Annotated in this window: 11 protein-coding genes; 4 read left to right on the forward strand and 7 right to left on the reverse strand. The window is 39.4% G+C overall.

All coding sequences use genetic code 11. The features are described 5' to 3' along the window. Positions 1–27: 27 nt before the first annotated feature. Positions 28–1,677 carry an alkaline phosphatase PhoX gene (locus VB715_RS17135; protein WP_323302430.1) on the reverse strand — a complete coding sequence of 550 codons (1,650 nt, stop codon included), beginning with the start codon at positions 1,675–1,677 and terminating at the stop codon, positions 28–30. A 301-nt stretch (positions 1,678–1,978) separates the two neighbouring features. Between VB715_RS17135 and VB715_RS17140 the strand changes: the two genes are divergently transcribed. Then, positions 1,979–3,379 (forward strand): DUF2079 domain-containing protein, encoded by a 1,401-nt coding sequence (locus VB715_RS17140; protein ID WP_323302431.1) that lies wholly within the window; start codon positions 1,979–1,981, stop codon positions 3,377–3,379. Further along, positions 3,351–5,279 carry a mechanosensitive ion channel domain-containing protein gene (locus tag VB715_RS17145; protein ID WP_323302432.1) on the forward strand — a complete coding sequence of 643 codons (1,929 nt, stop codon included), beginning with the start codon at positions 3,351–3,353 and terminating at the stop codon, positions 5,277–5,279. Before VB715_RS17140 ends, VB715_RS17145 begins: the two co-directional genes overlap by 29 nt. Before the next feature lie 19 nt (positions 5,280–5,298). Here the strand turns inward: VB715_RS17145 and VB715_RS17150 are convergent, their stop codons facing one another. Next, positions 5,299–6,669 (reverse strand): AAA-like domain-containing protein, encoded by a 1,371-nt coding sequence (locus VB715_RS17150; RefSeq protein WP_323302433.1) that lies wholly within the window; start codon positions 6,667–6,669, stop codon positions 5,299–5,301. A gap of 286 nt (positions 6,670–6,955) precedes the next feature. On the opposite strand from VB715_RS17150, the gene VB715_RS17155 reads away from it, so the two are divergent. After that, positions 6,956–7,123, forward strand: a complete 168-nt coding sequence (locus tag VB715_RS17155; protein WP_323302434.1) for a hypothetical protein — start codon at positions 6,956–6,958, stop codon at positions 7,121–7,123. Between the two features lie 119 nt (positions 7,124–7,242). Here VB715_RS17155 and VB715_RS17160 read toward each other — a convergent pair whose 3' ends face one another. From VB715_RS17160 to VB715_RS17175, 4 genes are all read right to left on the reverse strand, one after another. Then, positions 7,243–7,686 (reverse strand): hypothetical protein, encoded by a 444-nt coding sequence (locus VB715_RS17160; RefSeq protein WP_323302435.1) that lies wholly within the window; start codon positions 7,684–7,686, stop codon positions 7,243–7,245. A gap of 215 nt (positions 7,687–7,901) precedes the next feature. Next, positions 7,902–9,545, reverse strand: coding sequence for an ABC transporter ATP-binding protein (locus VB715_RS17165; RefSeq protein ID WP_323302436.1), 1,644 nt, complete (start codon positions 9,543–9,545; stop codon positions 7,902–7,904). A 74-nt stretch (positions 9,546–9,619) separates the two neighbouring features. Next, positions 9,620–10,183: a YqeG family HAD IIIA-type phosphatase gene (locus VB715_RS17170; protein WP_323302437.1), complete on the reverse strand. Its 564-nt coding sequence runs from the start codon at positions 10,181–10,183 to the stop codon at positions 9,620–9,622. Between the two features lie 36 nt (positions 10,184–10,219). After that, complete coding sequence (locus VB715_RS17175; RefSeq protein WP_323302438.1) at positions 10,220–10,843, reverse strand: class I SAM-dependent methyltransferase; 624 nt, start codon at positions 10,841–10,843, stop codon at positions 10,220–10,222. A gap of 335 nt (positions 10,844–11,178) precedes the next feature. Here VB715_RS17175 and VB715_RS17180 point away from each other — a divergent pair, with 335 nt between their 5' ends. After that, complete coding sequence (locus VB715_RS17180; RefSeq protein WP_323302439.1) at positions 11,179–11,817, forward strand: hypothetical protein; 639 nt, start codon at positions 11,179–11,181, stop codon at positions 11,815–11,817. Between the two features lie 86 nt (positions 11,818–11,903). On the opposite strand, the gene VB715_RS17185 is transcribed toward VB715_RS17180, so the two are convergent. Continuing rightward, positions 11,904–14,015, reverse strand: a complete 2,112-nt coding sequence (locus VB715_RS17185) for a TIGR00300 family protein (RefSeq protein ID WP_323302440.1) — start codon at positions 14,013–14,015, stop codon at positions 11,904–11,906. Between the last annotated feature and the right edge of the window lie 215 nt (positions 14,016–14,230).

Raw genomic sequence — 14,230 nt, forward strand, 5'->3', positions numbered from 1 at the left:
TTAAAGAAGATTGATGTAATCAGTCAATTATTTACGTTTGCGACGAGAAGCACCAACACCCAAAGCAGTACCAAAGGCTAAGAGGCCAAGGGTTGCAGTCGGTTCAGGCACTTGTTGAGAAGCTAAAACCAATTGACCACCTTCTACAAGTCCTTGTGACCCAATAACTCCATCTCTGAGACTGTGGGCTTGAGTGTCTAAGATAAAGAGTTTTTCTCCAGGTTTGGTCTTAAAGAGGCTAGTAACATCTAAGATGCCGGAACTTTCCCAGTTACCACAATCATTGGGAGAAGGATCAGTCACACCAGCAGGAGCTACTACACTGCGATCCATTTGAGCAATTCGTGTTGCTGCTCCAGGTGTTGTGGGGTCAAGTTGCCAAATAGAAGCTTCTTCTCCACTGGTTTGACAAAATGCACCTAATGCGCGGTCTTCCTGAACATAGATATAACCATCATCAGCCCAGTCTAAGTTATCAGGACTACGTAAGCCAAAGTCTTGATTTCCTGGCTCGTTTCCATCATAAAGAATAGAAACACTAGCAGTAAGGTTAGCTAAGTCATTATCAATGGTGTAGGTGGTTCCCCAAAGATCGCCAAATGAACTGCTTCCGGTAGAAGCTAACACTGCTTGGGAACCGTTGAAGGGGTTAGTAGAAAGGTCTTCAGGGCGAGAGAAGCGGAAAGCACCTAAAGCAGCGACGTTAGCATCTAACTCAGCTTGTGTTGCATAACCATCAGGATCTGTACCAGTATTATCTACTGCTACCCAGTTGCCAGTGCGAGAATTTCCGGTTCCATTAAAGGTAGAAGGATTAAGATCTCCGCTATCTTCTACCCAGACATAGAGGGTTCCTTGGGCTAAACCATTGCGATCTAAGAAACTACCATCACCGACTGCATTCTTATCTCCAAGATAGAGATAAAGAGGTGCGCCTGGCCCTTCCGTTGGACTTGATGATCTATCATCTCCTAAGAGTAAGGCGATTTGATTGGCATTGGTAGGTTCTAGAGCGGTGACATTTTCCCAAGCACCACGACCAACCGCAGGAGCAGCATATAAGGCTCCACCCAAGGGACTTTGGCTAATAGAATCAACATCTAAGACAAACTGGGTTCCGCCGCCAGTTTCTTCTCCGGCAAAGTACACATTATCCACAAAACCGTAAGTTCCAGCATCAAAACTGTGACCAGAGCAAAAACGGTTTAAAGAGGCACCAGAAGGAAATTGACTAGCATTTTCAATGAGATTTCCAGCGCGGTCAAAAATCTGATCAAAAGCTAACCCCGCATCTTTAACGGTACGGGTGTTAGAATCAATGTCAAAATAATGAATTCTAGCACCACCGCCAACGGTTAGATCATTGATGGCATTACCGTCTTTGGTATTGAGGTTGTAAGAAGCCCCTAAGCCAGCAGCAATTTCACTGTTAACCAGAATCCGAACGGTATTATCATTGATTTTAAAGGCTCCAATTCCGTCTAAAATCCCGGTTGGGGTGTAACCATTAATGGTTTCGCCTACCGTAAAAATAGCTTCGGTATTCCAACTGTTTAACCCCTGCATTTGAGCAGTGGGATATTGGGTTGTAAACTGAGCTTGAGCAGCATTTGCCCCCAGAGCAACCACACTAGCTGTTGTTGTTAGGCTAACAGCAATTTTTAATAAGTTTTCCATTTTCTCCTCGTTAGGGACAGTGTGTGCAGATGAAGATTTGTTTGTTATCTTGACGACAATCGCTAAGATATCCTCACAAATGTTTAGTATCTTTGCTTTAAAATAAGAAAAGATTTTTATATCGTTAAATTTCGGTTAAAAATGCTAAGTTTAAGGTTTATGTAATGATTATGTGTTGATCATTAAAAATTTTCCAAAGCCATACACACCGAGTAAGCGATCGCCATCATCAGAGATAGTGGCTCAATTGAAAATTGCTACTTGAAAGGGTTAAAATGACGGTTTTATATTGATTTTTTCAATGAAATTTTTTCAACTCCACCTTAGTCCACTCAGTTTTCTCATTATTATTAATACATTAATTCTGTTTATTTGCAGTGTTTTAAAACATATTTTATTTCAGTCAACGGCTTGGGATTTAGCAATTTTTGATCAAGCCATTTACTTAATTAGTCAGAATCAACCGCCTATTTCTTCTTTTCTAAATATTCATATTTTAGGGGATCATGCGGCTTTGATTTTCTATCCTCTATCCTTATTTTATAAGCTTTATCCGTCGGTTTATTGGTTGTTATTTATACAAGCATTGTCTTTAAGTTTAGGGGCTTTACCAATTTGGTATTTAGCTAAACATCAAGGTTTAAATAAATACCAATCTTTAACCCTTAGTTTAGTTTATTTACTGTATCCCTTACTTTTTAATATTAATTTATTTGATTTTCACCCTGATGTAATTGCTATTCCTGCTATTTTGTGGGCTATTTTAGCAGCTTTTGCCAATAAATTAGGGATATTCATTTTAGCACTTATAATTATTTTAAGTTGTAAAGGGGTCTTATCTTTAACGGTTGCTTTTATGGGAATTTGGTTACTATTTTTAAATAAAAAAAAGTTATATGGTTCTATTGCTTTGGGGTTAGGCATTGCTTGGTTTATTATTAGTACCCAGGTAATTATTCCCTTTTTTAGTGATAATAGTGCCAATATTGGGCGACATATTTCTCGATTTAGTTATTTAGGCAATTCTTTTGCAGAAATCATTCACAACTTTATCTTTAAACCTTGGTTATTATTACAAGGATTATTTAATTTAGCCAATTTAGAATATTTACTTTTATTGTTAATGCCTTTAATTTGGGGTCTATCTTTTAGGCATCTTTCCCCTTTAGTGGGTGCTATTCCTGTTTTAGCCATGAATTTATTATCCCAAGATCTCTTACAAAAAGATTTATTACATCAATATTCTTTACCGATTATTCCCTTTTTAATGGTTTCAGTAATCGCTACAATGGCAACAGAAAAAGCCTGGTTTAGACAAGAAAAATATATAATTATTTGGTCACTCATTGGATTTTTAGCCCTAGCAAAATTTGGCTATTTTACCTCTCGATATTTAGAGTCTCTTGATACCTGGAAAGCAACTCAATCAGCTATCAGTCAAATTTCGACCAAAGGGAATGTCTTAACCTCAACTTATATCGCACCTCACCTTAGTCAACGTCCTCTGATTAAATTAGCAGAAGATGGGGCAGATGGGTTTGATTTAAACCAATTTGATTATATCTTATTAAATAAACGTCATCCGGGGAGAGCAAGTTCCCCAGAATTAATTGAAACTATTAAACAAAAAATTGCACAAATACCTCAATTTTCTTTAACTTATGAAAAGGATAATGTCTACTTATTTAAGAAAAAAGACTAATTATTTTTACTGGACTTTATTGACTTTAATGATTATTTGGCTTCCTCTGTCAATTTCCGCCCAAAGTCCGAACCTTAATCCCACAGAGAAAGCACCCATTGTGGTGGATGGTCATGTATTATTTCAAGTTGGCTCTCTCAATAACTTTAGCGCACAACAACGAGCGAATGTAATTAACGAAATTTTAGCCGAAGAAGTGCGATCGCTGGAACCCGTTGATATCATTGTTTTTCAAAATCGCCAGCAAACAGTGATTCGCAATCACACAACAAAACGTCATTTACTCAGTGTGACGGAAGTGGATGTGATTGCCGGGAGTAATCCTTTTGAGCAAGCAGTTATTTGGAAAAAACACCTAGAAAAAGCCTTGAAACAAGGTCAATTTGAGCGAACATCTTCTTATTTACGTCGTGCGGGTTTATGGAGTTTAGGAGCCGTTTTTGGAGCAAGTGTGATTCAATTTGGGTTGATTTTTCTGGGAATGTTGAATAAGAGACAGGAACAAAGTGAGAGGAATCTTCCCAGAGAAACTGTTTATTTAAGACAACCCTTGATCCAACCCTTTTGGCGCATTTTTTTATTAATTAGTCCCATCGTTCTTTGGTTAAGTGTCTTTACTTATATATGTCATTTATTTCCCATGACACGAAGTAGACTCTATCAAATCAGAATGCTGTTAGAGCAACCAATTTTTAGTTTAGGTAAAAACAGTTATTCGGCGATTCAATTACTATTACTTTTGGCCCTAACAGTAGGCTTATGGTTTTTTGTAAAAGGGGTTATTTTTTTCTTAAAAGCCTATCTCTTAAGTCGCTTAGGAACCCATCGAAGCGTTCAAGAGATGGTGGCTATTTTAGTTCAATATATTTTACTGTTTTTAGGCTTCATTATTTTATTACAACTTTGGGGACTTGACCTCAGTGCTGTGGCAATTATCGCCAGTGTGTTGGGGGTCGGGATTGGATTTGGACTGCAAAATATTGCCAATAATTTTATTAGTGGTTTAATTATTATCCTAGAAAGACCGATTCAGATAGGGGATTTTATTAAGTTAGGAGAATTAGTAGGAACAGTACAAAGTGTGGGGGCTAGAAGTACCCAAATCAAAACCTGGGATGGTGTTTCTATTATCATTCCCAATTCCCGTTTTTTGGAAAGTGAAGTCATTAATTGGTCTCATGGAGATGCGACTTCAGCGATTCGTATTCCCGTTGGTGTTGCCTATGGTTCTGATATTAAACGAGTTAGATTAGCCTTATTACAAGCCGCTAGGGAGCATCAGGAAATCTTAGTAACCCCTCGCCCCAAGGTATTATTTCAAGACTTTGGAGAGAGTGCCTTAAACTTTGAATTGAGGGTATGGCTCCAAGAACCGAGACATCAATTTCGTATCAAAAGTGAACTTAATTATGCTATTGAAAAGAATCTTCGTTATTATGGCATTGAAATTCCCTTTCCCCAACGAGATCTAAATCTACGCTCACCTTACTTTAAAGAGTTGCTTCAAGGAATATTACCGACAACGGAAATGACCACTCCACTTTCATCAAATTCTGACCAAAAAGTTGAGCCAGATTTGGTTAATTCCCTGGGTAATTATGAATTAGATTCCTTAGAAGACCGACTAACTGATAATGACCTTCAAACATTAGTTAAACTCATGCGCTCACCTGAAGGCGTTAGCATTGAAGATCGTCGTTATCGTCTGAATATTTATCCAGCCTGTTTTATTGGTTCAGAGGCAGTTAATTGGCTGGTTGAAAATCAAAACTATAGCAGAGAAGAAGCCCTTGAATTAGGTCAAATTTTGGTCGAAAGAGGGATTATTCATCATGTGTTAGATCAACATGCTTTTAAAGACAGTTATTTGTTTTATCGTTTTTGTGAGGATGAACAGTAAGGATTAATTAATAAACTGATTAAAGATTATCTTGAAAATAACGATGATACAATTCACAACTAGGGTGAGCTTCATCTCCTAATAAATTGATCAATCCCATGCTCTCTAATTTATAAGCAATAGAGGGTTCTAATTGGACTCCGGTTTCAGTTTTTACCACTTGTTTCATCCCTTCTGCTAACTCAGGAGAAGATTGTAAATTATTCCAATGACGACGTAAATGACTGCCATAAATTCCCCCTTGAGTTGGAGCTTCTTCTAATAATTTTTCTTGGGAAATATTCTTATAAGCCAAGGCATCTAAAGCTAAACGAACTAAATAAGGATGTCCCCCTAGCATCTCAATTAAATCTTTGGCAAACTGTTGTTTTTTCGGATCTTCTGACCATTCAAATCCATAATAATTAGCTAAAATTAGAACCTGTTCTAAATTAAATCCAGGTAACTTAACTTGTCGTCCCACATTAAAGGGGGATTGATTCGCATCTAATTTTATATAAACCTCTGTTGAATTAGCAATCACTAAACGTAGATTTTGCCAGATTTCTAAATTGTTAGCCTCTTCATGCCAATAGCGTAACATAGGTAAAAAATCTTTCGCAATATCAGCATATTCAAACACCCGATCTAAATTATCTAATCCTAAAGCCAAAGGGCGATCAATATTTTCTAATAAATAACTTTGAAAATAGGTTTTACAACTGACTAAACTGCCAAATAATTCCTCATCCCAATAATCATTAAGTTCTGGTTTTAATCCTAATTCTCGACTAATATTGGCACAAAACCAGCGCAAAAACTTATCTAAAGTCGCAAACATTGCCCCTTCTGCTGCCCGAAGATTTAGGTAAACTTTGCGACAATCATTGGCTTCTGCATGAGCTAAAATTGTATTTAGTAGAGAGGTTTTACCCATTTTTTCAGGAGCTTTAATGCGAATTAGGGCCCCAGGTTTGAGAATGCCTTGACAACAATCTGATTCAATGGGAGGACGGGGAATATAAATGGGAGAATCAACCTTAATCTGGGTTTGAGTCTCAATGACAGGAAACGTCCCAAAAGTTGGCATGGTTGAGGCTTGTTTCCAATCAGGATATTTGATATCCTTCAGCCATTCTCGTAAGATTTGGAACTTACCCGGCCCCTTACTGCGGGGATCTAATTCGGGACAGCCATTGGGTTGTTCACTCGAAAAACAACCATAAAGTTCTGTCATTTGCTTTTTATAGGTTTCGTGACTCGCTGCTTCTGCAAGTTCCCAAACTTCCGTATCCGGTTTTCGCCAATTTTCGTAAGCAAACCGCACTAAAAAAATCTCTCTGAGTCTCCCTTTTAAATTTTGCTCGTTGGCAACTTCTTTGATGAATTGATCCCAGCCTTTTGGTTTCATAGCGATCGCATTAATAATGATACGGATAAAGACAAAACTTGACTAAGTTAACAGATTTTGAGGATTTGATTGGGTATGGATTCTATTTGTCCATTCTACTCTTTTCTACTTTTTTCCATGTCGCCTCCCCCTGACAACATCAGATCAGGTCTAAAAAATGGGACTGACATCCGATGAAAGGGGCCCTATCCTGAGAGTAGAGGATGATCTACACTTCCACCATTTCAAATTACGGTGGAACTGAGAAATTTCTCATTTTGGTGTGAGTAAAGGAGATAAACTAACCATGAGTCGTAAACTAACCATGAAACGTAAATTGGCAGCAGGAATGGCGATCGCGCTTCTCCTTGTTTTCGGTGTGGAAACAATGGCAGTTGCCGCCCCTAACTCAATTCTTGACAGTGTTATTGTCCATGACAAAGACTGTCCAGGGGATGATAAAGATGATTGCTAACCTTTACCATCACGATTAAACTCCGACCACAACACACCTAAGTTGGAGAAAGCTAGGAACTGTCCTGGCTTTTTCTGAAGTTTAGCAATTCAAAGGTAAAAATTGCGATAAGAGTCGAATTACGCCGAAAATTGATTATTCGTTTGGGACTTAAAAACCTCAAACACCTGCCGACAGAAGGATTTTAACTTTTCCCCAACATCAGCAGCAGGTTGATAATTACCTTCTAATTGCCAATTTTCTACGGTTGACAGTCGCCAGGCTTGTCCCTGATAATTAAAACCTGTGGCTTCTACCCCGATAAATCGTTGAGATTGATCTAGGGGATCTTGATGAAAGCGAATTTGTACTAACATACTCCGACTCTGGAAACGGGGACTCCACCCAGGTAAATGAAATCCAATATCGATGGAGTGGGGATCAACTAACTCTAGGGTATCAGGATCATTGCGCCAAGGCTTGAGATCGGCTTTCGCATCAGGAAAATGGGACTTAAATAAATGGACGATCACAGCAATTTTCGTCGCCACTTCTACGCCTTGGGCTTTTTCTGATGCGTTCATGTTCATTCTCCTCATGATAACTTTTTAGATGGTATAACGGATACTAAAGCCTGATTGACCGCTAAAATTAGAGATTATGCTTGATCCGGCTCCATCAAAATAGATTTAATCAATTTTAACCCCGTTCTTTGCTTTGGGGGTTGTTATGTCATGATTAGGCAACTATACCGCAAATTGGTTGTCGGGGCGAACAGAAGTTCGCCCCGACTGACTGCTTAAATAGCTAATAAAGGGGCAGCATTTAATAATTTTTGAGTATAAGGATGTTGGGGTTGTTTAAAAATGCTTTCAGTGTCTCCAATTTCCACAATTTTACCCTGATTCATTACCGCAATTCGATGACAGAAAAAGCGGGCAACCCAAAGATCATGGGTAATAAATAAATAGGTTAATTGGAAATCATCTTTTAACTCAGACATTAATTCTAAAACTTGTGCCTGTACACTGGCATCTAACATACTTACGGGTTCATCACAAATCACTAAATTGGGTTTGGTAATTAAAGCCCGCGCAATAGCAACTCGCTGTTGTTGTCCCCCTGATAATTGTTTTGGATAGCGATGATAATAGTCTTCAACTGGGGTTAATTTGACCCTTTCTAACATTTGATAAACTTGATTTTTTGCTTCTTCTGTCGTTGCTAATTGATGAATAAATAAGGGGTCGGCAATGCTTTGTCCAACAGTCATTAACGGGTTTAAACAGGCATGGGGATCTTGAAAAATCATTTGAATTTGTCGCCGTTTAAGACGCATTTCTTTTTCCGAAAGTTGGGTTAATTCTTCCCCTAAAAATTCAATGCTTCCCCCAGTGGCTTTTAAAAGTTGTAAAATGGTTCGAGATAGGGTACTCTTTCCACAACCGGACTCCCCCACTAAACCTAAAATTTCTCCTCGATATAATTCAAAACTTACCTTATCAACCGCTTTAATAACTTCTGTTTCTTTTGAAAAAAATTGTTGTATAAAATTTCCTTCTAAACTAAAATATTGTTGTAGGTTTGTAACTTTTAATAAGGGGGTTGTCTCTGCTTGCTCAGGTTGCCCCATTTCCTGACAATTGGGTTCTTCATCTTCTATTTGAACGTGCAAAGCAGCTTTTAATAAAGATTTGGTATAATTGTGTTGCGGGTGGTGTAAAATGTCTTGCATTTTCCCCATTTCCACAATTTTTCCCTCATTCATAACCGCCAGGCGATCGCAATATTCTCCTACCATTGCTAAGTCATGGGAAATTAACAATAAACCCATACTTTCTTCCGCACATAAACGGGTTAATTCTTGCAAAATTTCGGCGGCAACAGTAACATCTAAAGCGGTGGTAGGTTCATCAGCAATAATCATTTTAGGATTCAATAATAAAGCCAAGGCCATCGCCACCCGTTGACGCATTCCGCCACTAAATTCATGGGGATATTGGGCCCAACGGTTCGGGGGGATTTTAACTTTATCTAAGGTCTTAATTGCGACATTTCTCGCTTCTTTTCGAGATAATTGGGGTTGATGAGCTTGCAAGGTTTCAATACAATGATCACCAATAGTCATTAAGGGATCAAGACGGGTCATCGGATCTTGAAACACTAACCCGACAACTTCCCCCCGAAACTGTCTCAATGCCTCTGGGTTTAGGTCAACAATAGATCGGCCTTCCAACTGGATCTTTCCTTCAATTTGTGTTAGGTTGGGAAGCAGTTTCATGATCGCCCGTCCCAAAGTCGATTTACCACAGCCTGACTCTCCTACTAATCCTAATTTCTCCCCTGGTTGCAGGGTAAAGGATACCCCATCTACGGCCCAGTGGTTACTATTAGGATATTGAATGCGTAAGTCGTTAACACAAAACAAGGGTTCGCCGTTCATTGCTTCAGCTAAATCTATGATTGATAGTTGATAATATCTTACAACTGTTCCCTTCTACCTAAAATAGATAGATTTTATGTTTCATTTCTTTTCCGTTTTTCATGTTTCGTGAACTTATGTTTCGGGGACATCAGGGACACCCCTAACTTTTGGGACAACCAGACTTCAAAATTATGGATAGGATAGGAACGGGTGGCGATCGCCGGATCTACCATCGGTTGAACCAGGATAGTAAACATTCCTAAACGGTTGCCGGCCAAAACATCGGTAAACAAGCGATCGCCCACCATAGCGACGCGAGAATTAGGCAATTCCATCGCCTGAATTGCCTGACGAAGCTTACGTCGAGAGGGTTTGACTGCCCCTAATAGGTAAGGTAAATCTAAAGACTTAGCAATTCTGCCGATCCGATTTTCACTTAAATTATTACTCACTAACCAGATCGGGGTATTTGGGCGAATACTGTCAACCCAAAGCCTTAATTCCTCAGAGACATGGGCTTTTTTAAGGGGGACTAAGGTTTCATCCACATCTAAGACTAATCCTTGAATGTGATAATATTCCAGGATATTTGGGGTTAAACCGAGGATGGTATCACCTAAAATGAGATCGGGCTGTAAGAGTTTGGCCTTAGACATAGACTTGGTTAAATAATGAGGGGCTAACTATCAATCTTATTTCCTGGCCTGAATTACTTGCAAACTTCCTCCGCCATAAAGACGTTGTTGACATTCAGTCCACCCCATTGACTTGAGTTGGGCGACTAAATCGGTTTTTATGAGTTGCCAAGCGGTTTCTGTTTCAAATAACCACATAAAAACCCCTAGAGGCGGCCAAAATAGATAATTAGTCGGTTGATGTAAATCAATTAAAGCAAGTATTCCCCCTTGTTTCAAGACACGATAGACTTCTTGAAAAATTTGGGTTAACTGTTGGGGTTCCATTTCATGCAAGGCTACACTGGTATGAACCAGATCAAACTGTTGGTCGGCAAAGGGCATTTTTTCCGCTAATGCTTCCACATAGTCAGCTTGGGGGACGTTTTTTTTAGCACGACTAATAGCGGTTGCTGAAGCATCAAGTCCCGTGACATCGTTGGATTTTTCCACTAGAAAACGAGTTGTTTGCCCCCCACCGCAGCAGAGATCTAAGATTTTGGTGTCTGGGGTAATAGTTAGTCCTTCTAGGGCTAAATGACGGAATTTTTCTTCTCCTCCCACTGGGAGGGCACTGAGACGAGAAACAGTGTTGTATAACCAAGGATATCGATAACTCAACGGTCTTAAAATTGTGGCCATTTTTGATTGCCTTGTGGTGGTCTGTTTTTTTATTATGAGGACTTTTCCCAAAAATGACGACAAAATAAATTATCTAATCACTGCAATAATCATGAGATTTTAGGGAACTCTAGGAAAAAGAACAATTACAGATTATATGTCAGATCTTCTAGAGATAGATCATCCGTCCTCTCTGACAGTTGAAGGAAAGGAAATTATCCGAAACATCAGCAGTCATTATCGCAGTGGGAAAGCACACTTAGGCAAGGATTTTTTTAGCCCTTGTTTAAAATATTGTCATCAATATAGGTTTATTTCATGAGAAAATTGGGATATTTGATTTTCCTTGGGGAGACATGATTGCTTTTACGGGTTCAGCTAATGAATCTATAAACGGTGATAATTTTAATTATGAATCAATTGATGTCTATCGTGATTGGATAATCCCTGATCAAGAGAGAGTGGTAAATAAAATAGAAGAATTTGAAGATGCTTGGACAGGGAAAGCAGACGGGTTAAAAACGGTAGATCTTTCTGAAAAATCTCTAAACTTTATTAGCTCGTATGCGCCTAATTTTAATCCTTTTGATGATGATACATTTAAACCGCAAAAAATAATCAAAGTATCAGAATCATCAAATAAAAATAACCGTTGGCAACATCAGGAAGAAGCTGTTAAAAGGTTCTTAGAAGTGCGTCGTGGTGTCTTGGAAGCTGCTAGTAATTCTACAGATTTTGTTGAGTATTTTGTCTCAGACTATCAAAGCCAACAAAACTTAATTATTGGGTTATTAATACAAGCAGAATTGTCAGATAAAGGGCTTAGTTTAGATGATAAAAGTCAGACTAAAAAGATTTTAAAAGACTTAATTGATCCTAGTAGTATTACAAATTTAACTGATTACGGAATTGATAGAATCAATGCTATGCAAGTGGGGGGTTTGACTATTTACAAACAAAAACACCTCAACCTTATTATGCTGAGGAATTTCTGATTAGTTATGTTAGACTTCTGCAAGAAGAAATGGATAATAATGATAGATGGTAAAAAGTAAGGTGGGCAATGCCCACCCTACATAAATTATACGGCTCCAACTAAAGGATAAGGATGAGTTAATTTATCCAATTGTTGTACCAGTAAACTGAGGAATAATCCCACATCAGTTACAATGCCCACAGACTCCACAGAACCGCGATCGCTTAATTTCGTCACCACCGCAGGGTTAATGTCCACACAGACCATTTTAACCCCCGCAGGAGTCATGTTTCCGACCCCAATAGAGTGCAACATGGTAGACAACATCAAAATCATGTCTGTCCCCTGTATCAGTTCAGAATAGCGACTTTGAGCCTTAAGTAAGTCCATTTCCGTGTCAGGTAAGGGGCCATCATCTCGAATAGAACCCGCTAAGGCAAAGGGAACATTATTCTTGACACATTCATACATCACCCCTTTGGTAATAATTCCTGCTTCTACCGCTTGGGCAATGCTACCACAACGACGAATCGTGTTAATAACTTTGAGATGATGACGGTGGCCTCCACTCACAGGAATACCCCGTTGCATATCAACTCCTAAAGAAGTCCCCATCATCGCTTGTTCAATATCATGAACCGCGATCGCATTTCCTCCTAATAAGGCATCAACATAACCCTCTCGGATTAATTTGGCCAGATGTTGGGCCCCACCCGTATGAATGACCACAGGGCCTGCGGTAACGATAACTTTACCCCCTTGATCCCTTACTTGGCGAAGTTCCCAGGCAATTTGTTCCACCAACAATTCTACCCGACGTTCGCTGGAAACCCCTGACCCCATAAAGGTAAATTCTTTTTTACCGTTGCGTTGATCGCGGTTTTCTGCTTGTCTGACAGTACGAATACCATCAACCCCTACCATCACGCGATCGCCGACTTTAAGATCCCGTAATAACTGACAATGGGCTGTCATAGTATTGGGATCAACCACAATCGCCGCATCCATGCGTTGATTTTGCACTGATACCCATTCACAATTAACCCGTACTTCTGTGGGATAAATGGTACTGACATAGAAGTCATCCGGGGCCACACCGTCTTTTTGCACCAATTCTACATTGATATCACAGATTTCTTGGGGAGGAGCAACCGCACCAATATCAATTAATTGTGTCATGATTTCTTCCATGACATCATGAGCAGGTGCAGAAACTCGGACTTCTGCTGCTGAAGTGCTTTGTCTTTCAACCCCTAATTCAAAGTTAAGAACCTTGAAACTACCCCCATTCTCAACGATCATATCCAGGGCCTTATTCATGATCCCTGCATCCAGGAGATGACCTTGTAATTGAACGGTACGACTTTCAACGGGGGTACTTGCATGAACGGATTCTAAGATAGGTTCATTAACCCGCAGGGTTAAACATTTAGCGGCTCCTCCTGCTTTGAGAAATTCGGATAAGGGGGTTTGTACCACTTCAAATCCAACATTAGTTAACCGTTGTTGTAAGCTTTCACTTATCTGGTTCATAATGATGGTGTGGTTAACATTCACCGCATTACAAGCAAATTTTACCGCATCAGGTTCTTCTACAATAATGCGTTTTTCTTCGGGAATTCGCAATTCAATTAAGCGGTTGGAATAGGAATCAAAAGCAGGGGGATAATAGAGTAAATAACCTCCTGTCAGGGGACAAAAACAAGTATCTAAATGATAGAATCGTTCATCGATCAAACGTAAGGATAAAACCTCTGTATCTAACCATTTAGCGATGTAAGGATGGGAATCTAATTCTGATCTAAACCCATATCCGGCCCATAACCAGCGGCCTTCTCTATCAAATAAAGCGTCTCCGGCCCCTTCAAAGGGAAGATCTTTGGGGAGTTCATAAACCGTGAACCCATTGGCCTCAAACCACTCTTTAAAATAGGGTTCTTCCCCTTGACGTTCTTTGTGGAAAAAGCGACTTAACACCGCATTATCTCCTAAAACTAGACCCGCATTGGCTGTAAATACCATGTCTGGCCATCCTTTTTGGGGGGTCACGAGTTCCACAATGGCCCGGTCTTTAATCGTGTGATAGAGCTTGTTCCATTGTTCTACAGCGCGATCGCTCGAAGATTTATGAATATTCCCCTCCATCCAAGGATTAATCACATAATCTACATCATAGTGGTCGGGAGCGCACATTAAGATACGAATCGAATCAGTCATAATATTTTACACAGTGTCATCAATGAAATGTTGCCATCACTTATTTTTTTGGTCAACTTGCTGATTTTTGGCACAAGCTGCCGACTTTTATCTAAAAACTTAGATAAAATCAGACTATATAAGCAGATGTTTTTCCTGCTTATGTCTGGAAACGTTGCTGTCAACCAGTTTACAGGCTCCTCACTGGTCTTGTCTAAGCGGTTAGTTACTGCACA

Source organism: Crocosphaera sp. UHCC 0190, from assembly GCF_034932065.1.
Classification (GTDB): Bacteria; Cyanobacteriota; Cyanobacteriia; order Cyanobacteriales; family Microcystaceae; genus UHCC-0190.